This window comes from Streptomyces roseoviridis (assembly GCF_039535235.1).
Classification (GTDB): domain Bacteria; phylum Actinomycetota; class Actinomycetes; order Streptomycetales; family Streptomycetaceae; genus Streptomyces; species Streptomyces roseoviridis.
In genome coordinates this window covers 7,044,993-7,066,131 of the sequence record NZ_BAAAWU010000001.1, presented here as the reverse complement: position 1 = coordinate 7,066,131, position 21,139 = coordinate 7,044,993, and the positions used below count along the sequence as shown (strand labels likewise).

The window sequence follows — 21,139 nt, the reverse complement described above, 5'->3', positions numbered from 1 at the left end:
AGGGTCAGGCGCCCGGACGGACGGGAAGGCGGGGGTCAGGCGCCCAGACGGACGGGAAGGGCGCGGACGCTGTTGCCGACGAACCCGGAGTGCCGGGGCAGTTCGGCTTCCGGGACCGCGAGGTCGAGCTCCGGGAAGCGGGTGAAGAGGGCCTCCAGGGCGAGCGTGGCCTCCAGCCGGGCGAGCGGGGCGCCCAGACAGTAGTGGGGGCCGTGGCCGAGCGAGAGGTGCTGGGCGGCCGGGGTGCGCGTCACGTCGAAGCGGTCGGCGTCCGGGCCGTGGACCGTGGTGTCGCGGCCCGCCGCCGAGTAGCCCGCGAGCACGGGGGTGCCCTTGGGGATGAGCGTGCCGTCGACGGTGAGATCCCGGACGGGGTAGCGGAACGGGAAGTAGCTGACCGGGCTGTCCCAGCGCAACGTCTCCTCCACCACGTCCGCCCAGTCGGCACGCCCTTCCCTGACGTGGGCGAGCTGGTCCCGGTGCGTGCACAGGGCGCGTACGGCGTTGGTGACGAGGTTCAGGGTGGTCTCGTGGCCCGCGACGATCAGCAGGAGCAGGGTGCCGAGGAGTTCCGCCCGGCTGAGCCGGTCGCCGCCCTCGTCGCAGGCGGCGATGAGGGCGCTGGTGAGGTCGTCTCCGGGGTCGCGGGCCTTGTCGGCGGCGAGGGTGCCGAGGAGTTCGAGCAGCTCGCGGTTGGCGGCGACGGCTTCTTCCGGGCCGGTGTCGGTGGCGACGACCCGGCTGGAGAGGTCGTGGAGTCGGTCCTGGTGCCGGTCGGCGACGCCGAGGAGTTCGCAGATGACTCCGAGCGGCAGGGGCAGGGCGTAGTGGCGGCGCAGGTCGGCGACGCCGCCGCCCGCGCGGGCGGCGTCGGCGAGGCCGTCGAGGAGGGTGGCGGCGAGGGCGGCGACACGGGGGCGGAGCCGCTCGATCCGGCGGGGGGTGAAGGTCCTGCCGACGAGGGAGCGCAGCCGCCGGTGGTCGGCGTCGTCGGCGGTGGTCATGCCCGGCACGGTAGCGAAGGTCCGCAGCGGCCAGCCCTCGGGTATCCGGCCCTCGGCGAGGGCGGTGAAGTGCCGGGCGCTCTTGGCGACTTCCGGATGACCGAGGAAGTCGCGCAGGGCGTCGTGGCCGAGCACCACCATGCCCGGCACATCGCCGGGGAGCAGCACGGGGGCCACCGCGCCCCGGGCGAGCAGCCGGGCGTTGTCCTCGTGCGGGCAGCCACCGGCCGGATCCAGCCGGTGCGGCGCCCGGGCCTGGCCGCCGACTGGAGGGATCGACGGGGGGACGCTCGGAGGGGCGGTGTGCGGTGTGTTCAAGGGAGGGCACTCCTCACTACGGAAGCAGGCCGAATCGGGTCCCGAACGAACGCGAACGTGCACCAACGGTCAGATCCTACGGTCGTCCGGTCGCGCCGCCGGAGACCTCGGACACGTCCGAACCTCCCGTCGGCGCGCCCGCGGGGCCACCCGCCCGGCTGGCGTCCGGCCGCCGTCCTGCTGCTCCGCGAGGCCGCGGGCTCCCGCGCCGACGGACGGGCGGGGGCGACGCTCCGTCACCCCGCACGGCGGCTACGCCGGTCGGCGCGGGGCGCTACGCCGGTCGGCGCGGAGGCTACGCCGGTCGGCGCACTTCGATCTGCGCCCGGGTGACCGCGTTCCTACGGTGGCTGAATGATCGTCATGCCTGCCGTCCGCCACGCAGCCGCCGGTGCCGCGGCTCTGCTGCTCGCCCTGCCGGCGCCCACGGCCACGGCCGCCGCCGTCGCGGAGCCGACCCCGCCCGCCCGGCACTTCGTCGATCCCGCCCGGCTCGACCGTGCCGGAACCCAGGTGCAGCCGCTGCGGGGCGCTCCGGAGCTGCCGTCCGTGACGGCCCTGTCCTGGGTGGTGGCCGACGTGGCCACGGGAGAGGTCCTCGCGGCCCGCAACGCCCACCGACGGCTGCCGCCGGCCAGCACCCTGAAGGCGCTGTTCGCGCTCACGGCGCTGCCCCGCCACGACCCGGGCGTACGCCACACCGTCACCGACGACGAGCTCACCGGCATCGGGGCGGGCAGCAGCCTCGTCGGGGTGAAGGAGGGCTACACGTACAAGGTGTCGGACCTGTGGAACGGAGTCTTCCTCAGTTCCGGGAACGACGCGGTACGGGTGCTGGCGGCGATGAACGGCGGCTGGGAGGCGACGGCCCGGCAGATGCAGCAGAAGGCGCGCGCCCTGGGCGCCCGCGACACGCGGGTGGTCTCCCCCGACGGCTACGACGCGCCCGGCCAGGTGTCCTCCGCGTACGACCTGGCGGTCTTCGGGCGGGCCGGGGTGCGCGATCCGCACTTCACGCGCTACTGCTCGACCCCGTACGCGGACTTTCCGGCCGGCTCGTGGTCGTACGGCATCGCCAACACCAACCGGCTGCTGACCGGCGCGGGCGGCGTGGCGCCCTACCCCGGGCTGATCGGCGTGAAGAACGGCTACACCAGCGGGGCCGGCAACACCCTGATCGCGGCGGCCCGGCGGGGCGCCCGCACCCTGGTGGTGTCGGTGATGAACCCGCAGCGGGGCGGCGGCCGCGCCGTGTACGAGGAGGCCCGGGCGCTGCTCGACTGGGGCTTCGACGCCGGGCACATGGTCCAGCCGGTCGGCTCGCTCGAACCCCGCCGCGACCACCGGAGATCCCAGGACACGGCACCGGCCGGCGCCCGTGCCACGTCCCCCGTACGGGCCCAGGCCCCCGCGCAGGCCGGCCCCGAGGCGGGCGAGGAAGGGGGTCCGAAGGCGGGCGCCAGGGCGACCACGCGTGCGGGCGCGGGTGCCACGGCTTCGGTCACGGCCGGTCCGGGCACGGTGGCCGGCACGGGGGCCGCCGCCCGTGCCGGTACCGGTGCCGCCCCCGGTGGACCGGTGGCGCGCGACACCCCGAAGGGCGCCGCGCCGTCGGGCACCGCCGCCGGGCTGCCGCTCGCCCTGGTCGGCTCGGCCCTCGGCGCGGCCCTGTCGCTGTGGCTCTGGCGTCGGTTCGGCGCGCGCGGCAACTGAGGCGGCCGTCTGTCCGGCACGGTTCGGCGGGCACCGCAGGGTCCGGTGCCTCACCTGCCCGGACACCGCCCGGGAGGTCCCCGGGCGGTGTCCGGAGGGAGTGGTCATGAGCAGGGGTCCGTACGCGGAAGAGCTCGCGCGTCGTTTCCGGGAGGTCAACGGCGACCATCCGATGACGGCCGCGGACGACACCTATGTCAGCGCGCGGTTCACGCCGTTGGAGGACCTGTGCGCCGCGCGGGGCCGGGGCGTCGCCCGCGTGCGGCGGCGGATGCTGGAGGGCTTTCTGCCGCTGCCGGGATACCTGCGCTCGAACGGCACGGAGTTGGTCCCGCACGACCTCTTCGACCTGGGAGACACGGCCGACGGGATCGACGGCGTCCACGGCGCCGGGGGAGTCGAGTCGGCGGCGGGCGGGGAGGGACCGGAACGGCTGCGGGCGTGGTTCACGGCGCACTGGGCGGATCCGGTCGAGGGCGCCGAGGAGTGGGGGGCGTGTCTCAGCGGCCGCTACGTCTGTCTCCCCCGGGTCACCCCGGAGACGATCCGCCGCAAGGCCGAACTGACCGGGGCGATCACCGCGGCCGTCCGGGATCCTCGGCCGGACTCGCCCCTGTGGTCGGTGGCGCTGCACGCCCTGGTCGACGAACTGGACGCCCTGGTACCGGACTTCGCGCCCTACGACCGGCTGCGCTTCGGCGGGCCGACCTCCCGGGACCTCTGCGTCGATGCCGTACGGGCCCGCTTTCCGCGCCCCGGACCGGCACCCGCCGGGCAGGACGGCCTCAGGTGACGTCCCCGTGACCGGCTTCGTCGAACGCGTGGTGCCCGCCCTGCCGGGCCCGCGCCAGCCGACGGCCGGACCAGCGCAGCAGCAGGTGCAGCGCTCCGACCGCGGTCAGCACCCAGGCGGCCGCGAAGGACCAGAGCAGGGCGGGCGAACCGGTGGCGACGGCGGCCACGAGGAGGACCGCCGTCGCGGGGCCGAGGACGGCCACGGCGACCGGGACGGCACGCCGTCCGGTCTCCGCCCGTGGCCGGCCGGCGACGAGAGTGCGGGCGAGGGATCCGTCCGCGCCCAGGTCGTGTTCGATCTCCGCGAGGATCCGCCGCTCGCGCGGCGAGAGCCGCGCCCCGCCGTCCATGTCCGGCACCTCCCGGCCCACCTTCCCGCCACGGCCCGCGCCTCGGGGCTCCGCCCTCGGCATCGGCCTCGGCCGCCGTTCCGGCTTCCGTGTCCCGGTTCCCACCGCGGGGCGGCGGCCTTCCCGGCACCGCCCGCGGAGGGTCGTCGGGGACCCTATTCGGCGGGTACCCCGCCGGTGCGCGACGAACCGCACACCTGGACGCGGGCGCCGGCCGGTTCGGCGGTGTAGCGTTCGGCGGCCAGGACGGCCTGGCGGGCCGTCCGCTCCCCCATGAGGACGCACAGCGTGTACGCGGTGTCCTCGAACCTCCTGCGGGCCGCCAGATCGTGCGGCCTGGCCAGGACGTGTCGTTCCTGGGCGCGGAAGTTCCGCAGCAGGCGGGCGATCGTGTTGCGGTCGGGGAGCAGCATGCGTTCCTCCTGGTCATGGCCTGGCCCCCCGGTGCCACCATGGTGGGTGCACATGCTCACAAGCGCGACCCACAGCGCTACGCTCCGTGTCCGGCCCGGCTCTCCCCGCGTGCGGCAGGGGCGGTGATGGCGGATCGTCGAGACATGAACCCCAGTGAGCGGATGCGCGTCGTCGTCACCGGTGCCACGGGCAACGTCGGGACGAGCCTGGTCCGCGCCCTGGCGCGGGAGCCCAGGGTCGCGTCCGTGCTCGGCCTGGCGCGTCGCAGGCCCGGTCTGACCCTGGAGAAGACCGAGTGGGCGGAGGTGGACCTGTCGCTGGACGGCGACGAGGCGCGGCTCGCCCAGTACGTGGCGGACGCCGACGCGGTGGTCCACCTGGCGTGGCGCTTCCAGCCGACACACGATCCGGTGACGACCTGGCGGAGCAATGTGCTCGGCTCGGTGCGGCTCTTCGAGGCGGTCGGGGCGGCGCGGGTCCCGGTCCTGGTGTACGGCTCGTCGGTCGGTGCCTACTCCCCCGGGCCGGGGAACGGCGCGCCGGTGTCGGAGTCCTGGCCGACCCACGGCTGGCCGGGTGCCGCGTACACCCGTGAGAAGGCGTACGTGGAACGGCTGCTGGACACGTTCGAGCGCGACCACCCGACGACCAGGGTGGTGCGGATGCGGCCGGGCTTCATGTTCAAGGAGGAGTCGGCGAGCGAGCAGCGGCGGATCTTCGCGGGTCGCTGGCTGCCCGGTCAGCTGTTCCGTCCGGAGTTGATTCCGCTCGTCCCCGAACTCGCGGGGCTGCGTTTCCAGGCCCTGCACACGGACGACGCGGTGGAGGCCTACCGGTCGGCGCTGCTGCGGGAGGTGCGCGGAGCGTTCAATCTGGCGGCGGACCCGGTGGTGGACGTGGGCACGCTGGCCGCGCTGCTCGACGCGCGGCCGGTGAAGGTGCCCGCCGCCGCTGTCCGCGGGGTGCTCTCGGCGGCCTGGCGGATGCGGGTGGCTCCGGCGTCGCCGGATCTCTTCGACGCGGTGCTCCGGCTGCCGGTGATGGCCACGGAGCGGGCGCGGCGGGAGCTGGAATGGACGCCGTCCAGGTCCTCGGTGGAGGCCCTGGAGGCGTTTCTGCGCGGCGTCCGCGCGGGTGGCGGGGACGCCACGGATCCGCTGACGGGCCGCCGGTTCGGCTGAACCGTGACCCGAGCGGTGGCCGTCACCTGAGCCGTGGTCACGTCCGGCCCTGCGGTCGGGTCGGGGGCGCCGGCCGTCCCCGGTCAGCCGCGTGCGGCGGACCAGTCCACGATCCGCATGGCGGCACCCGCGGCCTCCCGGCCCCGGCAGTGGGCCCGGTGCCGGGCGAGCAGGGCGTCGACGTCGAGGTGGCGGCCGAACGCGGGGTGCGCGGCGAGCCGTCCGGCGTAGGCCCACAGCGCGGTGTACCCGGCGACCCGCTCCATGGCGGCGGCGTCCAGGTGCCAGCGGTGGACGGTGTCCAGCTGGACGAGGGTGACCCAGACGGTGACGTCGGCGGGCCGTGGGCGCGTCGCCGAGGACGTACGGACGACGGTCGAGACGCCGCTCCAAGGAGCCGAGCGCCGCGAAGAGCACCGTGAGCGGGTCCTCGTGGGCGGCGGTGTCGTCGAGGCCGAGCTCGCCGGCACGCTGGGCGGCGCCGTTGACGCTGCGTTCACACAGGTCGGCGAGGGCCCGGATCTCGTCCTGCCGGTCCTCGGGGAGGAGTTCGGGCCCGTCGCCGCCGAAGCGCAGGGCCAGGTCGCGCAGGATGTCGGGCACGTGGGTGGAGACGATCCGGCCGGTCCAGCCGTCGCTGAGGACGGGTGCGGCGGCCGGGCCCCGGTAGAGGTGGGCGCTGGCCTCGTACAGCGGACGCAAGCGGGCGTAGCCGCCGTCGGGCGTGTCGGGGAGGGCGGGCAGGACGGCCAGCGGGAGCGTGTCGTCGAGGCCGAGCAGGCTGTGGGTCACGGCCACGGCCAGACATCCGGGGTCGGCGGGTGCCAGATGGAGGCGGTACCGGTGCGGGACGGGGTAGTGGCCGCTGCGCACGTCACGGCCGATGCGGCCGCGGAACGCGGGGGCGGCGCCGACGGCGGCCGGGACGACGGAGGTGACGACGGACATGGTTCTCCCTGGGTGCTCGGTGCCGGCTCGCGGATCGGTACGGTGGCGAGACGCCGTACGCCCGGAGGCAGCAGAGGTATGGGAAGAGTGCGGGTGGAGCCGCGGGGCGGGGGCTCGTCCGGACGGAGCCGTACGAGAGGCTGGTCGGGACGGGACGGGTCGCGCGGCTCGCCCCACCCGCAGGACGGGAGCGTGGCGCACGGCGGAGCCGGACGGCTGGATCGTCGCCGGAGCCGTACGCCGAGCCGGACGGCGGGACGGTCGCCGGAGCCGTACGACGTGCCGGACGGCCGGATCGTCGCCCGAGCCGTACGACGGCGGGACGCGGCGTCAGGCCGCGCTGCAGACCCGCAGCAGGTCGATGTGGCGGCGGGAGGTGAGCGGCAGGGAGCGCGGCAGCCGGAGGGCGGGGGCCGTGTCCGGTGCGGCGGTGATGGCGGCTCCCATGGTTCCCTACCTGTTCGCTCGGTTTCCCGTCCCCGAGTGTGGGATCGGCGGCGCCCCTCGTCAAGGGCGCGGACGGGGCGCGAATGCATAATGCGCGTATGCGCATTTCAGCCAGGGCCGACTACGCGGTGCGGGCCGCCCTCCAGCTCGCGTCGGCCCGGGAGTCCGGGCCGGTGAAGGCCGAGGTCATCGCCGACTGCCAGGGGATCTCCCACAAGTTCCTGGAGGGCATCCTGGGCGACATGCGCAAGGGCGGCCTGGTGCAGAGCCAGCGCGGCGGGAACGGCGGGTACTGGCTGGCGAGGCCGGCCGAGGAGATCTCGGTGGCCGACGTGATCCGCTGCGTGGAGGGGCCGTTGGTGTCGGTCCGGGGCGTCCGGCCGCCGGAGCTGTCGTACACCGGCCCGGCCGAGTCCCTGCTCACCCTGTGGGTCGCGCTGCGGGCGAACGTACGCCATGTGCTCGACGGGGTCTCGCTGGCCGAGGTGGCCACGGCGAAGCTGCCGCCGGAGATCGTGGCGCTCGCCGAGGACCCGGAGGCCTGGACCAACCCCTGACCGGCGGCGCCCATCCGTCGGTCCCGTCCCCTCCCCCGGCTTCCCGTTCCGCCTGTCGGGCACTCAAGGTCCGCCATGTGGACGCCCCTTGGGGAGGCCCGCACCCCTCTGCCACTATCCCTACTATTCCAATGGGGATACTGGGAAAGATGCGAGGTGCCGTGAGAACGCCGAAGAAGCCAGCTCAGCGCCCCACCTCCGGCCAGGTCCGAGGCCCGGTCGGCCGGTCGGCGGACCGCCCGGCCGACGACGAGATGTGGCCCCGCGTCGTACGCGAGCTCGCGGACGACCTCGCCGTGGACGCCCTGGTCCGGGACCGGGCAGGCAAGGCCCCGCTCGACGAGGTCGCCCGGCTCCAGGAGGCCGGACTGCCCGCCCTGCTCACCCCGCCGGGCCCCGGCGGGCGCGGCGCCGGCTGGCGCACCGCCTGCGGGGTGATCCGGGAGATCTCCGCGGCCGACGGCTCGATCGGCGAACTCCTCGCCCACCACTGCGTCCTGGCGTGGACGACGCGCTTCCTCGGCCCCGCGGCCGGCCCGTTCGACCTCGGGACCCGCGCCGCCGAGGAGCGGTGGCTGCTCGCGGGCGCGATCGAGCCGCCGGGCACGCGGACCGACGCCACCGGCCCCGCCGCCCCGAACGGGCGGAGCGGGTCGAGTGAGTCGAGCGGGTCGAGCACGTCGAACCGACACAACCGACAGAACCGACGCAGCGAATCGATTCTCCCGCCGTCCGGGCCGGTCGTGGCGCCGTCCGGGCCGGTCGTGGCGACGTCCGGGCCGGTTCTCACGCCGGCCGGCGGCGGCGCCTACGTCCTCGACGGGCGCCGCGCCTTCGCCTCCGGCGTGACGGTCGCCGACCGGCTGGTCGTCCCCGCCCGCTGTACGCAGACGGGCGAACCCCTGCTCGTCCTCGTGGACCCGGCGCATCCGGCCGTGTTCACGGAGCCGCACGCCGAACGGGTGGGCCAGCGCCTCTCCGGCGCGGGCACCGTCACGTTCGACCAGGTGCCGATAGCCGCCGGCGACGTCCTCGGCGCGCTCCCCCAGGACGAGCTCGCTCTCGCCCCGTGTCCGACCGCCCCGGCGCCGATCGCCCTGCGGTTACTGCTGGTCCACGTCGCGCTCGGCATCGCCGAGGGAGCGTTGGCCGAGGCCCGTGACGTCAGCCGGGCCACCCGGGCCGCGAGCGGCGACGATCCGTTCCTCCTGCTCGCGTACGGGGAGTCGGCCACGGCCGCGCACGCCGCCGCCGCGGTCGTCGACCGCGCCACGGCCGCCCTGGAAGACCGCCTGCTCGCGGGACGGGCCCTCGACGTCGAGGACGGGACCGACATCGCCGTCCTCGTCGCCGCGGCGGAGACGGTCGTCGGCCGGGCGGCACTGGACATCACCACCCGCGTCCTGGAGCTGACGGACCCCGCGGCGGTGCCCGGCCCCCACGGCAGCGGTCCCGGTCTCGACCGCTTCTGGCGCAACGCCCGGACCCTGACCGCGCCGGTGGCGCCCGACCACCGGCTCCGCGACATCGGCGACCACTACCTCAACGGCACCCGCGCCGGACTCACCCTGCCGGTCTAGTCGGAGCCTCCGTGCCCTGCGGCGACTCGGCCCGTACGGCTACGGTGGAAGGGCCGTCCGGGCCTGCCCCGCGACGGCCCCAGCGCCACCGGCGGGAGGCGAGGCACTCCAGAGGGCCTGCCGCCCGGCGGGCCCGGCACCGGGTCCCGGCACCGAAGGCCCGACGCCCGGCAGGGGCGACACCCGGGTCCGGCCGACACCCGGGGCGCCGCCACCCGGCCCGGCCGACACCCGGCGGGGCCGACGTCCGAGGCCCGCATCCCGGCAGGGCGACGCCCGGCGGGGCCGGCACACCGGGCCCGATGCCGCACCGACGGAGGCAGTCTGATGAGTCGTGAGATCGTCGCGGGAGTGGACGGTTCCCCGGAGAGCCTCGCGGCGGCCGACTGGGCCGCACGCGAGGCGGGGCACCGCGGGCTGCCGCTGCGCCTGGTGCACGCCTGGCGCTGGGAACCGCTCGACCTGCCGCTGCTCCAGGACCCCACGGCCCAGCAGCAGGCCGCCCGCGACGTGCTGCGCGAGGCCGAGTCGACGCTCGCCGACCGCTATCCGGAAGTCGGCCTGAGCGCCGAGGTCATCGGCGACACACCGGTGGCCGCCCTCCTCGGCACCGTACGCCGGGCCGAGTTGCTCGCGGTCGGGTCACGCGGTCACGGCGCCGTGACCGGCTTCCTGCTCGGCTCCTACGGACAGCAGGTCATCGCCGGGTCCACCGTGCCGGTGGTGGCGGTCCGCGCCCGCGACGGCGCACCGGCCGAACCGCCCGTCGGAGAGGTCCTCGTGGGCCAGCACGGCAGCCCCGAGGACAGCGCGCCCGCCCTGCGCTTCGCCTTCGAGACGGCCGTGGCCCGCGGGGCGCCGGTCCGGGCCGTGCGGGCCTGGAGCCTGCCGCCGCTCTTCGCGTACAGCCCGGCCTCCCTGCGCCTCGCGGACGAGGCCGGCGGGCTCGTCCCGTACGAGGAGAAGGCGCTGCGCGAGGCGCTCGCCCCGTGGCGGGAGCGCTACCCGGAGGTCCCGGTGACCGAGCACGTGGAGCTGGGCAGCGCCGGGCAGGTGCTGCTCTCCGGGGCCGGTGGCGCGCAACTGCTCGTGGTGGGCCGGCGGGCGCAGCGCGGCGCACTCGGCGCGCGGATCGGTTCGGTGGCGCACGCGGCACTGCACCTGGCGCCCTGCCCGGTCGCGGTGGTGCCGCACGAGGTTGACGCACAGGATTGACGAGGAGTGTCGCGCTCTCCGGGGCCGGATAGTCATCTCGCCGCGCCGGAGGGCCGGCGGCCCCGAGGAGAGGAGCTCCATGCAGCACGAGGCGTACGAAGCGAATCGGCGGAAGCGGCCCTGGGCGAGGCCCCGCGGAGGAGGCGGTGACGACCGGCGGAGGCCGTCGTTCCGCACGGCGCTCACCGTGGCCGGCACGGTGGCGGCGGCGGTCACGGTGATAACCGGGGTGTACGTGGTCACCTCCGGCACGCCGGCCGGCGCGGGCACCCCTCCGGCGGAGCCACGGGCCGCCGACACGGTGGCGCGGTACGTCGGCCAGGTGGTCACGCTCGCCAACATCGAGCGGAGGCGGGCGGGATGCGATCCGCTGCGGTCCGATCCGAGACTCCGGGAGGCGGCTCAGGGCCACGCCGACGACATGGCGGCCCGGGGCCACTACGCCCACGACAGCCAGAACGGGCAGAACGCGGGCGACCGGATCACCGCGGCCGGCTACAGGTGGTCGTCGTGGGGCGAGAACATCCACCGCGGGCCGCGGACGCCCGCCGAGGCGGTGGCGGAGTGGATGGACAGCGACGCCCACCGCAAGAACATCCTCAACTGCGCGTTCGAGGACGTGGGCGTGGGCGTGAACCTCTCCGGGGGCGGCCCCTGGTGGGTGCAGGACTTCGCGACGAGACGCTGAGGCGCCGGACGCGGAAGCACCGGCGGCCGGCCGCCGGATCCGGCCTCGCCCCGCCCGGTCAGCCGAGCGGGGCGGCGAGTTCCTGCACCCAGACCGTGCCGCCGGGCCCGCGCACGGCGGCGACGCCGGTGTCCCGGAACCGGCAGTCCAGCAGGTTGGCCCGGTGCGGCGGGTCGGCCATCCAGTCCGCCACGACGGACTCGGGCTCGGACTGCCCGCGGGCCAGGTTCTCCGCCCAGGCGCTCCAGGCGTAGCCGCCGTCCGCCATCCGGGTGCCGGGGTCCGTCCCGTCGGGGCCGTGGTGCCCGTAGTGGTCCCGCTCCACCATGACCGCGCCGTACGCGCGGGCCACCGCGACGAGCTCCGGGTCGGAGCGCAGCGGGCCGCATCCCGCCTCGGCGCGGTGCCGGTTGACCAGGAGGGTCACCCGTTCCTCGCGGCTCGGCTCCGGAGTCCGGCTCCGGGCGGGCCGCGGCGAGGGTGTCGGCGCCGGCGCGGGCGCGGTGGTGGGCGCGGTGGTGGACGGTGCCGCGCCGGTGGGCGCGGTGGCGACGCGCTCGCGCAGCCGGCTCCGCTCGACCGGGTCCTCCGGCACCAGCAGGACGAGCGCCCCGAGCACCCCGACGACCACCGCTGCGGCTCCCCACACCCGTGCCGCGCCATAGGGTGTGGCGGCGGTGCCGGCGGCGGCCCCGCCGTCAGGCGGCCCGTCGGAGCCGCCGTGCCCCGGCCAGGTGTCGGGCGGGAGCGTCGCCGCCTCGTCCTGCCCGGCCCCGCCCGTGGGCGCCTGCGGGCCGCCAGGCCATGCCTGGGTCCCCGGCTCGCCCGCCCACGCGACCGTCTCCACGGCCGCTCCCCCGGCTCCCTGCCCCGCCCACGCCATGAGCGGGGGAACGAGGGCCAGGCCCGCGAGGAGGCCCTCGGGCGGGGTCAGGTCGGTGCGGGCGGTGGTGCAGCGGGGGCAGGTGTCCAGATGGCGGGCCAGGCGTTTGCGCCAGAGCGGGGAGGGGCGGCCGTTCCAGGCGGTGGTCGTCGCGGCGAGTCCGGGGCAGCGCGGGAGGGCGGCGAGGGCCCGCACGACGGCGCGGCCGGTCTCCAGGCGGGCCTTCATGCGCTGGACGCGGACGGCGGCGTGCCGCGGCGGCACGCCGAGGGCGGCGGCGAGTTCGGCACGGGTGAGTTCGCCGGCGGCCTCCAGCCACCACAGGGAGAGCAGTTCCCGGTCGTCCTCGTCGAGCCAACGGGTGGCCTCGGCCACCTCGCGCCGCTGCCCGGTGAGTCCGAGGCGCAGGATGGTGAGGCCGGTGAAGTCGCCGGCCGGGTCCGGGAGCGCGGCGGCGTGGTCGAGGCCGGGCCGCGGCGCGTGCCGGCGTTGCTGCCAGCGGTGCCGTATCCGGTTCATGGCGATGGCGACGAGCCAGGAGCGGAACCGGGCCGGGTCGCGCAGTCCGGTGAGGCCGTCGAGGGCGCGGACCATCGTGTCCTGGACGACGTCGTCGACGTCGGCGTGGCCGTCGAGGGCGCGGCCGACGATGTTGTAGACGAGCGGCAGGCAGCCGCGTACGAGCGCGTCCCGGGCGCGCGCGTCACCCGCCCGAGCCGCCTCGACCAGATCGGCGGTGCGCTGCTCGTCGTCGTGCATGGTCCGGCTCTCCTCGGGTCCGTCCTGGGGCGTCGAGGAGACCCGCGGGAGCAGCCGGGAGGCCTAGCCCGAGAGGTAGGGCACGCTCGGCACGGTGGCCCCGCCCCCCACGCGCACGGCCTCCACGACGGCGTCGTGCAGGTCGCGGCTCTCCTCCTCCGATCCGCAGGGAACCGGACTTCCCGACATGGTGAACCAGTCGGAGGCGCCGCTGTACTGCACGGCCACACGTGCCTCGCCGTCGGCATAGGTGGTGTGCACGGTCAGATCGCCCGTGACGACACCGGCCTCTTGGGTCAGCACCCCGCCACGCCCGGTGTACACACCGGCGGTCGTCCATGATGCCCAGCTCATCCATCCAGACTCACACCCGGACGGCGGATGCGCCACCGACAGGTCCGCCCCGGCCGGACGGGTGTCCGGCCGGGGCGGTGCGGGGGCCCCTCGGGAGGGGCCCCCGTCGCGTCAGGCGAGGGACGCGATGGCCTCGTTGAACGTGGCGGACGGGCGCATCACGGCCGCGGCCTTGGCCGGGTCGGGCTGGTAGTAGCCGCCGATCTCGGCCGGGGAGCCCTGGACGGCGATCAGCTCGTCGACGATCTTCTGCTCGTCGGCGGTCAGCTTCTCGGCGAGCGGGGCGAAGGACTTGGCCAGCTCCGCGTCGTCGGTCTGCTTCGCCAGCTCCTGGGCCCAGTAGAGGGCCAGGTAGAAGTGGCTGCCGCGGTTGTCGATGCCGCCGAGGCGACGGGTCGGCGACTTGTCCTCGTTGAGGAACGTGCCGGTGGCGCGGTCGAGCGTGTCGGCGAGGACCTGGGCGCGGGCGTTGCCGGTGGTGGTGGCCAGGTGCTCGAAGGAGGCGGCCAGGGCGAAGAACTCGCCGAGGCTGTCCCAGCGGAGGTAGTTCTCCTTGACGAGCTGCTGGACGTGCTTCGGGGCGGAGCCGCCGGCGCCGGTCTCGAACAGGCCGCCACCCGCCATCAGCGGGACGACGGAGAGCATCTTGGCGCTGGTGCCCAGCTCCAGGATCGGGAAGAGGTCGGTCAGGTAGTCGCGCAGGACGTTGCCGGTGACCGAGATGGTGTCCTCGCCGCGACGGAGGCGCTCCAGGGAGAACTTGGTCGCCTCGACCGGGGACAGGATCTTGATCTCCAGGCCCTCGGTGTCGTGCTGCGGGAGGTACTCGTTGACCTTGGCGATCAGCTGGGCGTCGTGGGCGCGGGTCTCGTCCAGCCAGAAGACGGCCGGGGCGCCGGTGGCGCGGGCGCGGGTGACGGCGAGCTTGACCCAGTCCTGGATGGGGAGGTCCTTGGTCTGGCAGGCGCGGAAGATGTCGCCCTCGGCGACCTCCTGCTCCAGGACGACGTTGCCGTCGGCGTCGACGAGGCGGACGGTGCCGGCCGCCGCGATCTCGAAGGTCTTGTCGTGGGAGCCGTACTCCTCGGCCTTCTGCGCCATGAGGCCGACGTTCGGGACGGAGCCCATGGTCGACGGGTCGAAGACGCCGTGGGCGCGGCAGTCGTCGATGACGGCCTGGTAGACGCCGGAGTAGGAGCTGTCCGGGAGGACGGCGAGGGTGTCGGCCTCCTGGCCGTCCGGGCCCCACATGTGGCCGGAGGTACGGATCATGGCCGGCATGGAGGCGTCGACGATGACGTCGGACGGCACGTGCAGGTTGGTGATGCCCTTGTCGGAGTCGACCATGGCGAGGGCCGGGCCCTCGGCGAGCTCGGCGTCGAAGGAGGCCTTGATCTCCTCGCCGAGGCCGTGCGGGATGGACTCCAGGCCCTTGAGGACGGCGCCGAGGCCGTCGTTCGGGGACAGGCCCGCGCCGGCCAGCACCTCGCCGTACTTGGCGAAGGTCTGCGGGAAGAAGGCGCGCACGACGTGGCCGAAGATGATCGGGTCGGAGACCTTCATCATCGTGGCCTTGAGGTGCACGGAGAACAGGACGCCCTCGGCCTTGGCGCGGGCGACCTGCTCGGAGAGGAAGGTGCGCAGGGCGGCGGCGCGCATGACGGAGGCGTCGACGACCTCGCCGGCGAGGACCGGGACGGAGTCGCGGAGCACCGTGGTGGTGCCGTCGGCGGCGACGTGCTCGATGCGCAGGGAGCCGTTCTCGGCCATGACGGCGGACTTCTCGGTGGAGCGGAAGTCGTTCTGGCCCATGGTGGCGACGTTGGTCTTGGACTCGGGGGTCCAGGCGCCCATGCGGTGCGGGTGGGCCTTGGCGTAGTTCTTGACCGAGGCCGGGGCGCGGCGGTCGGAGTTGCCCTCGCGCAGGACCGGGTTGACGGCGGAGCCCTTGACCTTGTCGTAGCGGGCGCGGATGTCGCGCTCCTCGTCGGTGCGCGGGTCGTCCGGGTAGTCCGGCAGGGCGTAGCCCTGGGCCTGCAGCTCGGCAACGGCGGCCTTCAGCTGCGGGATCGAGGCCGAGATGTTCGGCAGCTTGATGATGTTGGCCTGCGGCGTCTTGGCCAGCTCGCCCAGCTCGGCGAGGGCGTCGGCGATGCGCTGGCCCTCTTCGAGACGCTCGGGGAAGCTGGCGATGATGCGCCCGGCCAGGGAGATGTCACGCGTCTCGACGTTGATCCCGGCGGTCGAGGCGTAGGCCTGGATCACGGGCAGGAACGAGTACGTCGCCAGGGCGGGCGCCTCGTCAGTGTGCGTGTAGATGATGGTCGAGTCAGTCACCGGGTGTGCTCCGCTCCACGTCTGCGTCTGCGTCTGCAAGATTGCTCGACATCAAGATATCTCGTGATCGCGCTCCGCGGGAAAGGGGTCCTCGGGAAAGCTCTCCTCGGGACGGGTCTCCTCGGGGTCCGCGCGGGCCGGGCGGTACGGGACCGGCCTCGGGTCGAGGTCGACGCGGCGGAACAGGGCGAGCAGGACGAGGGCGACGGCGGCGCCGGTGCCGGCGGCGAGGGCCTGGCCGCAGCGGTGCGCGGTGCGCGGCAGCTCGACCGGGAGCGGGCCGGTGCCGGGGGGCAGGCACTCGCCGAGGAGGTGGCCGCCCGCTGCGAGCCCGCCGATGGCGAGGGCGGCGAGCGGGAGGAGGACGAGCAGCCGCTGCGGGGGCAGGGCGCCGCCGCGGGAGGCGGGCCGGACCTTCCCCTGGCGGGCGAGCAGGGCGAGCAGCGCGGCGAAGGCGGCGAGCACGAGCAGGTCGGCGGCGATGACGTCGCCGGGGCGGTGGCGGCCGGAGGCGATGCCGTACGCGCCGAGGGCAGCGGCCCACAGGGCGGCGAGGCCGACGGTGGCGCTGCGCAGCCGGTGCGGGACGACGAGGACGAGGCCGAGGGCGGCGCCGGTGGCGATCACCGTGGGGCTGCTGGGGAAACCGCTGTCGACGGCGGTGCCCGAGGCGTCGACGAGGTGGGGGCCGGGCGCGTACCGCTGGAGGAGTTCCGCGAGGGCCACGGTCGCGGCCAGGGTGCCGAGGGCGGCGCCGGTGCGCCCGTACCGCCTGCGCACGATGCCGACGGCGGCGAGCAGCAGGACGGCGAGGACGAGGGAGAGGGTGGCGAGGCCCTGGATCGAGGGATGTTCCCTCAGGACGCGGGCCACGGCCGGATCGGTGAGCCGCCCGGCGGTGACGGCGTCGCCCCAGCGCCGGCCGGTGGCGGTGAGCACGAGTCCGGCGTAGGCGACGGTGAACAGGAGGACGGCGGCGAGGCTGATGCGCCGCATCCGTATGCGGACCCGGGCGGTGAAGGAACCCGGGGCCTCGGCGGCGATGGCGGCGTACCACCAGGTGCCGCCGGCGGCGCTGCTCCGCGGGGAGCCGCCGGTACGGGGCCTGTCGAAGAGTGCCATGGCTCGATTCGACCCCGCCGCCGCCCCGGGCGCCCGCTGGAGGCACCCGAACGACGCAGGTCAACGGCGGGGCTGCGGCCCCGGCCAGGGCGAGGGCGGCACGGCGTCCGGGGTGCGGGCCGTCGGCGGGTGCGGTCCAGGGGGAAGGCGGGTCCAGAGGGAAGGCGGGTCCAGGGGGAAGACGGACGTGATGAGGCGACGTGACTGAGGGCCGGGGGTGTCGCCGAGCCGGCGGTCCGTGGCCGGACCCCGCTCCTCGGCGAGCACCCGAGGTCATTGCGGACGGCCAGGACGCGTTCGAGGACGGTACGGGCCTCCGCCGGGCGGCCGGTCAGGGCCGGGCCGGGCAGCTGGTCAGGGCCGGGCCGGGCCGTCGGTCAGGGCCGGGCCGGGCCATCGGCGTACCAGAAGGTGCAGGCCAGGAAGGCGCCTCGGCGCCGTCGAGGCCGTCGACCTCGTGCACCTCGCCGTCGGTGGCCTCGCCGTCGCGTCGCAGGAACCCGTGGTCCTGGAGTCCGGCCGTGGCGCGGACGGTGCCGAGGACGCTGGGGGTCGTGCGGCGGCAGGAAGTGCGAGGCGCGGGATGAGCAGGGCGGTGGCGTCGACGCGGCGGCTGCCGTCTGCTCCTCAGTACTGCGTGAAGGACTGCTGCTCCTCGCGCCAGCCGAGCCGGCACACCTCTTCGGCGTTCCGCGCGCAGGGCCTGCCTGCGGCGGACGGAGCCGAGCGGTCCGGCGACGCGGACGAGCCGCAGGCGCGGTCGGTGGCGATCCAGGCCCTGGCCCCGGAGCGGATGAACCGGCGGCGCGGGCCGTCGAAGCGCGGCACGCGCCACCAGTCGGCCGAGCCGTTCCGTCCGATGAGCGCGGCCGTCTCCAGGCCACCGATGAGCGCAGTCTCCCGGGTGCGCCGGGGCCGTGCATCTCACGGCCCCGTCGCGGTGGGCGGACCGGCAGGGCCGGTGGGGGGTGGGGGCCGGTGGGGCGGTGGGGGCCGGTGTGGCGGTTCAGCGGGCGAGTTCCGCCATGGCGTCCCAGCCCTGCCGCGGCACCTCGACGTTGATGATCTCGGGGGTGGCGGCGATGGCGGCGCCCATGGCCTCCAGACCGGCCCGGAAGTGCTCGGACGCCACGTGGGCGGCGCCGGCCTCGGCGTCGGCGAACGCCTCCAGGAGGACGTACCGGTTCGGGTCCTCGACGCTCCGGGACCAGTCGAAGAAGAGGTTGCCGGGCTCCTCGCGCGTGGCATGGGTGAAGTCGGCGACCCGGTCGAGCCAGGTGTCGGCGTACTCGGGACGGACGGTGAAACGTACGGCGATGAAGATCATGCCCCTACGCTGCTCCGCCGCGCGCGGACCGGTCCAGCGGCGGGGGCGGGGATTCCGGCAGGGCCGGAAAACGGGAGCGGGGGGGCAACCGGGCGACGACGGGGCGGGAGGGGACGCGGCCGGTGGGGTCAGCCTTCGGTCGGGCGGTCGGTCGCACGGCGACGGGCGGGAGGGGCCGGGCGGTCGGTCGAGCGGTGGCCGGACGGCACGGGACAGCCGGCCCGCCAGTCGAGAGGACGGTCGAACGGCCGTGGGACGGCACGGGTCCGTCGGGCGATCAGCGGCGGCGGCGGGCGGCACGGGTCGGTCGGTCGAACAGCGGCGGGCGGGAGGGGCCGGCCGACCGGCGGTCCGGGCACGGGTCAGCCGGTTGGCCAACCGGTCGGCCAACCGGGCGGTGGCGGGGCGACGGGCGGCGGGTCACCGGCCGTGAACAGCGGCACGGCCCGGGCCAGGGCGGTGCGTACCTCGCCGTGACGGCGCCGGAAGTCGGCGGTGGGGAGCGACACCGACAGCGCGTGCAGGACGCCGTCGGCCCGGCCGGGACCCGGCAGGACCGTGGCCAGACAGGTGTACGCGGGATCCGCCTCGCCCACGGAGACGGCGAAGCCCCGGTCGCGCACCCGGGCCAGCTCCGCCTCGAAGCGCTCGGGGCTGGTGATGGTGCGCTCGGTGAAGCGGGCCATGCCGTGTTCGTCCAGGTAGCGCCGGCGCAGCGGCCGGGGCAGCCCGGCGAGCAGCGCCTTGCCGTGGGCGGTCGCGTGGGCGCGGGCCTCGGGTCCGGGCGCGAAGGGGTGGGCGGTGTCGGTCAGGGGCGCGGTGGTGTCGACGACGGTGATCCGGCCGCCCTGGTAGGCGGTGAAGTACGCCTCGGCGCCGCAGGCGCGGCGCAGCCGGCCGAGGAGTTCGGCGACACCGCCCTCGAGGCCGTGATGTCGCTGGTAGGAGCGGTGGAGCGCCGGGATGCGCGGGCCGGGGGCGTACCCCTCGGGTGTGCGGACGAGGTGCCCGCGGGCGACCAGCGGCCCGGTGAGGTGGTAGACGGTCGACAGGGCGCAGCCGAGTGTCCGGGCCAGGGCCTTCGCTGCGACGGGCCGGTCGGCGTCAGCGACGGCGTCGAGGAGGGCGAGGGCCCGCTCGACGGACTGGGGGCCGGTCGTGCCGGAGGGGGTCGGGTGCACCGATCCACCTTAGAGCGCCGTTCGGCGGGGTGATCCGGGCGGGATGAGAGGAGAGTCACCGCCCGGTAAATCGGATCATATGGATCTTTTGCCCCCATTCGGCGTACCGTCGAGGGATACCCCTGACTCCATACCGCACCGGGAGGGTGTGTGCGCCGCTCCACGACCGACCACGCCGCCGCGGGCCCCGACGGGCGCCGCGGCCACATACGCAAGGCGGCGATCGCGACCGGCGTGGTCGCGGCCGTCGCCGGCGGACTGTACGTGGCGGGCCTCGTCGCCACCGGGGACGACATCTCCGAGGGAACCCGGGTGAGCGGGGTCGACATCGGCGGCCTGAGCCGCTCGGAGGCAGCCGTCCGCCTGACCTCCGCGGCCCCCGCCGCCTGGAAGGACCCGATGCGGGTGAAGGTCGGTGACGCGACCACGGCCCTCGATCCCGCCCGGGCGGGGCTCACCGTCGACGTCGCGGCCACCGCGGAGCGGGCGGCCGACCCCTCGCGCGACCCGGTCACCGTGATCGGCCGGCTCTTCTCCTCCGGCAGCAGGGACATCGAGCCCGTCGTCTCCTTCGATGCCACGAAGGCGCGGGAGGCGGTCCGCCACGTCGCCGAGAAGCACGACCGGACCGTGCGCGAGGGCGCCGTGGCCTTCAAGAAGGGCAGGACGGTGGTGACCCCGGCGCAGGACGGCCGGAAGCTGGACGTCGACCGGGCCGTGGACGCCCTGCGCGCCGCGTATCCCGGTGCCGGAACCGCCGCCGGGATCGGAAGCGGCCTGGGCACCGGCGCGGGTGTCGGGGCGGGCTCCGGCGGCTCGGCGCCCGTGGCGCTGCCCGTCGCCGTCACCAAGCCGACGGTGGGGCAGGCCGAGGTCGACCGCTTCGTGAAGGAGTTCGCGACGCCCGCGCTGTCGGGCCCGGTCACGCTGACCGCGGCCGGCAACCGGCTGACGATCCCGGCGGTCACCCTCGCCGACCACCTGAAGGTGACGACCGAGGGCGGCCGGCTCACTCCGTCGCTCGACTCGCGGGGGCTGCTGCGCGACCCCGACGTGGCCCGTCCGCTGCACACGTTCACCGGTGGCCCGGTCGAGGCGAGCCTCGGCGTGCGGGACGGCAAGGTCGTCGTGGAGCGGGACGGCCGGCCGGGCCGCGAGGTGTCGGCCGACGCCCTCGGCCGGGCGGTGGAACCGCTGCTCACCGAGGTGGGCGACGCCGCCCGTACCGGCCCGGTCGCCACCACGGAGACCGAGCCGGAGCTGACGGCGAAGAACGTGGCGGCGCTCGGGATCACGGAGCAGATGTCCACGTTCACCGTGAACTTCCCGAAAGCACCGTACCGCACCACCAACATCGGCCGGGCGGTCGAGCTGATCAACGGCTCGCTGGTCAAGCCGGGCGAGGTGTGGAGCTTCAACCGGACGGTGGGCGAGCGCACCGAGGCCAACGGCTTCGTCGACGGCACGATGATCATGGACGGGCAGTACCAGAAGGCGCCGGGCGGCGGTGTGTCGGCGGTCGCGACCACCGTCTACAACGCGCTGTTCTTCGCCGGGGTCAAGCCCGTCGAGCACGGCGCCCACTCCTTCTACATCGAGCGCTACCCGGCCGGCCGTGAGGCGACGGTGGCCTGGGGCACGCTGGACCTGAGGTTCCGCAACGACTCGGGCAAGCCGATCTACATCAAGGCGAGTTCGACGGACTCGTCGGTCACGGTGAGCTTCCTCGGCACGAAGAAGTACGACTCGGTCGAGGCGGTCGCGGGCCCGCGCACGAACATCACGCCACCGGCGGAGCGCAAGGGCACCGGCGACAAGTGCGAGGTGCAGGAGCCGCTGGAGGGCTTCGACATCAAGGTCGACCGGGTCTTCAAGAACGGCGGCACCGAGGTGAAGCGCGAGACCTTCGGCACGCACTACACGCCGCGGGACAAGGTCACCTGCGAGAAGCAGTCCCGTTGACGCA

The 21,139-nt window shown here is 75.3% G+C and carries 18 protein-coding genes and 1 pseudogene; 8 read left to right on the top strand and 11 right to left on the bottom strand.

The genetic code is table 11. The annotated features are described in order from the left end of the window. Nucleotides 1-35: 35 nt before the first annotated feature. Nucleotides 36-1,280, bottom strand: coding sequence for a cytochrome P450 family protein (locus ABD954_RS31905; RefSeq protein WP_345492601.1), 1,245 nt, complete (start codon nucleotides 1,278-1,280; stop codon nucleotides 36-38). A 396-nt stretch (nucleotides 1,281-1,676) separates the two neighbouring features. Here ABD954_RS31905 and ABD954_RS31900 point away from each other — a divergent pair, with 396 nt between their 5' ends. Together ABD954_RS31900 and ABD954_RS31895 are read left to right on the top strand one after the other, a co-directional pair. Next, nucleotides 1,677-3,035, top strand: a complete 1,359-nt coding sequence (locus ABD954_RS31900) for a D-alanyl-D-alanine carboxypeptidase family protein (RefSeq protein ID WP_345491301.1) — start codon at nucleotides 1,677-1,679, stop codon at nucleotides 3,033-3,035. A 106-nt stretch (nucleotides 3,036-3,141) separates the two neighbouring features. After that, entirely contained in the window at nucleotides 3,142-3,828 is a 687-nt protein-coding gene (locus ABD954_RS31895) for a DUF6058 family natural product biosynthesis protein (RefSeq protein WP_345491299.1), read from the top strand. Here the strand turns inward: ABD954_RS31895 and ABD954_RS31890 are convergent. After that, nucleotides 3,821-4,180 carry a DUF3040 domain-containing protein gene (locus tag ABD954_RS31890; RefSeq protein ID WP_345492599.1) on the bottom strand — a complete coding sequence of 120 codons (360 nt, stop codon included), beginning with the start codon at nucleotides 4,178-4,180 and terminating at the stop codon, nucleotides 3,821-3,823. The genes ABD954_RS31895 and ABD954_RS31890 overlap by 8 nt on opposite strands. Before the next feature lie 155 nt (nucleotides 4,181-4,335). After that, the gene (locus ABD954_RS31885) at nucleotides 4,336-4,593 is read right to left on the bottom strand and encodes a DUF5133 domain-containing protein (protein WP_345491297.1); all 258 of its coding nucleotides are present in this window, start codon (nucleotides 4,591-4,593) and stop codon (nucleotides 4,336-4,338) included. Nucleotides 4,594-4,737: 144 nt separating this feature from the next. On the opposite strand from ABD954_RS31885, the gene ABD954_RS31880 reads away from it, so the two are divergent. After that, nucleotides 4,738-5,775 carry an NAD-dependent epimerase/dehydratase family protein gene (locus ABD954_RS31880; RefSeq protein WP_345491295.1) on the top strand — a complete coding sequence of 346 codons (1,038 nt, stop codon included), beginning with the start codon at nucleotides 4,738-4,740 and terminating at the stop codon, nucleotides 5,773-5,775. Nucleotides 5,776-5,858: 83 nt separating this feature from the next. On the opposite strand, the pseudogene ABD954_RS31875 reads toward ABD954_RS31880, so the two are convergent. After that, nucleotides 5,859-6,723: pseudogene (locus tag ABD954_RS31875) on the bottom strand (glutathione S-transferase C-terminal domain-containing protein). A gap of 545 nt (nucleotides 6,724-7,268) precedes the next feature. Here ABD954_RS31875 and ABD954_RS31870 point away from each other — a divergent pair. The 4 genes from ABD954_RS31870 (at nucleotide 7,269) to ABD954_RS31855 (ending at nucleotide 11,210) form a co-directional block, all read left to right on the top strand. Beyond that, nucleotides 7,269-7,727, top strand: coding sequence for an RrF2 family transcriptional regulator (locus tag ABD954_RS31870; protein ID WP_345491293.1), 459 nt, complete (start codon nucleotides 7,269-7,271; stop codon nucleotides 7,725-7,727). A 161-nt stretch (nucleotides 7,728-7,888) separates the two neighbouring features. Then, nucleotides 7,889-9,307 carry an acyl-CoA dehydrogenase family protein gene (locus ABD954_RS31865; RefSeq protein WP_345491291.1) on the top strand — a complete coding sequence of 473 codons (1,419 nt, stop codon included), beginning with the start codon at nucleotides 7,889-7,891 and terminating at the stop codon, nucleotides 9,305-9,307. Between the two features lie 327 nt (nucleotides 9,308-9,634). Next, a complete protein-coding gene (locus ABD954_RS31860) occupies nucleotides 9,635-10,522 on the top strand; it encodes a universal stress protein (RefSeq protein ID WP_345491289.1) in 888 nt (295 codons plus the stop codon). A gap of 187 nt (nucleotides 10,523-10,709) precedes the next feature. After that, nucleotides 10,710-11,210 (top strand): CAP domain-containing protein, encoded by a 501-nt coding sequence (locus ABD954_RS31855; protein WP_345491287.1) that lies wholly within the window; start codon nucleotides 10,710-10,712, stop codon nucleotides 11,208-11,210. Between the two features lie 58 nt (nucleotides 11,211-11,268). Here ABD954_RS31855 and ABD954_RS31850 read toward each other — a convergent pair whose 3' ends face one another. From ABD954_RS31850 to ABD954_RS31820, 7 genes are all read right to left on the bottom strand, one after another. Beyond that, entirely contained in the window at nucleotides 11,269-12,852 is a 1,584-nt protein-coding gene (locus tag ABD954_RS31850; protein ID WP_345491285.1) for a sigma-70 family RNA polymerase sigma factor, read from the bottom strand. A gap of 63 nt (nucleotides 12,853-12,915) precedes the next feature. After that, nucleotides 12,916-13,206: a hypothetical protein gene (locus ABD954_RS31845; RefSeq protein WP_345491283.1), complete on the bottom strand. Its 291-nt coding sequence runs from the start codon at nucleotides 13,204-13,206 to the stop codon at nucleotides 12,916-12,918. 111 nt (nucleotides 13,207-13,317) lie between these two features. Continuing rightward, the gene (locus tag ABD954_RS31840) at nucleotides 13,318-15,543 is read right to left on the bottom strand and encodes an NADP-dependent isocitrate dehydrogenase (protein WP_345491282.1); all 2,226 of its coding nucleotides are present in this window, start codon (nucleotides 15,541-15,543) and stop codon (nucleotides 13,318-13,320) included. Nucleotides 15,544-15,594: 51 nt separating this feature from the next. Then, complete coding sequence (locus ABD954_RS31835; protein WP_345491281.1) at nucleotides 15,595-16,665, bottom strand: phosphoesterase; 1,071 nt, start codon at nucleotides 16,663-16,665, stop codon at nucleotides 15,595-15,597. A gap of 627 nt (nucleotides 16,666-17,292) precedes the next feature. Next, nucleotides 17,293-17,493 carry a hypothetical protein gene (locus ABD954_RS31830; protein ID WP_345491280.1) on the bottom strand — a complete coding sequence of 67 codons (201 nt, stop codon included), beginning with the start codon at nucleotides 17,491-17,493 and terminating at the stop codon, nucleotides 17,293-17,295. Between the two features lie 178 nt (nucleotides 17,494-17,671). Then, nucleotides 17,672-17,992, bottom strand: coding sequence for a putative quinol monooxygenase (locus tag ABD954_RS31825; protein ID WP_345491279.1), 321 nt, complete (start codon nucleotides 17,990-17,992; stop codon nucleotides 17,672-17,674). A 362-nt stretch (nucleotides 17,993-18,354) separates the two neighbouring features. Beyond that, nucleotides 18,355-19,173: an IclR family transcriptional regulator gene (locus ABD954_RS31820; protein ID WP_345491278.1), complete on the bottom strand. Its 819-nt coding sequence runs from the start codon at nucleotides 19,171-19,173 to the stop codon at nucleotides 18,355-18,357. Nucleotides 19,174-19,323: 150 nt separating this feature from the next. Here ABD954_RS31820 and ABD954_RS31815 point away from each other — a divergent pair, with 150 nt between their 5' ends. Then, nucleotides 19,324-21,135, top strand: coding sequence for a VanW family protein (locus ABD954_RS31815; protein WP_345491277.1), 1,812 nt, complete (start codon nucleotides 19,324-19,326; stop codon nucleotides 21,133-21,135). Nucleotides 21,136-21,139 lie beyond the last annotated feature (4 nt).

Coding starts and splice junctions, on each gene's coding strand:
- ABD954_RS31870 (WP_345491293.1), top strand. CDS start 7,269: ATGCGCATTTCAGCCAGGGCCGACTACGCGGTGCGGGCCGCCCTCCAG.
- ABD954_RS31860 (WP_345491289.1), top strand. CDS start 9,635: ATGAGTCGTGAGATCGTCGCGGGAGTGGACGGTTCCCCGGAGAGCCTC.
- ABD954_RS31845 (WP_345491283.1), bottom strand. CDS start 13,206: ATGAGCTGGGCATCATGGACGACCGCCGGTGTGTACACCGGGCGTGGC.
- ABD954_RS31890 (WP_345492599.1), bottom strand. CDS start 4,180: ATGGACGGCGGGGCGCGGCTCTCGCCGCGCGAGCGGCGGATCCTCGCG.
- ABD954_RS31825 (WP_345491279.1), bottom strand. CDS start 17,992: ATGATCTTCATCGCCGTACGTTTCACCGTCCGTCCCGAGTACGCCGAC.
- ABD954_RS31880 (WP_345491295.1), top strand. CDS start 4,738: ATGAACCCCAGTGAGCGGATGCGCGTCGTCGTCACCGGTGCCACGGGC.
- ABD954_RS31895 (WP_345491299.1), top strand. CDS start 3,142: ATGAGCAGGGGTCCGTACGCGGAAGAGCTCGCGCGTCGTTTCCGGGAG.
- ABD954_RS31900 (WP_345491301.1), top strand. CDS start 1,677: ATGATCGTCATGCCTGCCGTCCGCCACGCAGCCGCCGGTGCCGCGGCT.
- ABD954_RS31885 (WP_345491297.1), bottom strand. CDS start 4,593: ATGCTGCTCCCCGACCGCAACACGATCGCCCGCCTGCTGCGGAACTTC.
- ABD954_RS31850 (WP_345491285.1), bottom strand. CDS start 12,852: ATGCACGACGACGAGCAGCGCACCGCCGATCTGGTCGAGGCGGCTCGG.
- ABD954_RS31835 (WP_345491281.1), bottom strand. CDS start 16,665: ATGGCACTCTTCGACAGGCCCCGTACCGGCGGCTCCCCGCGGAGCAGC.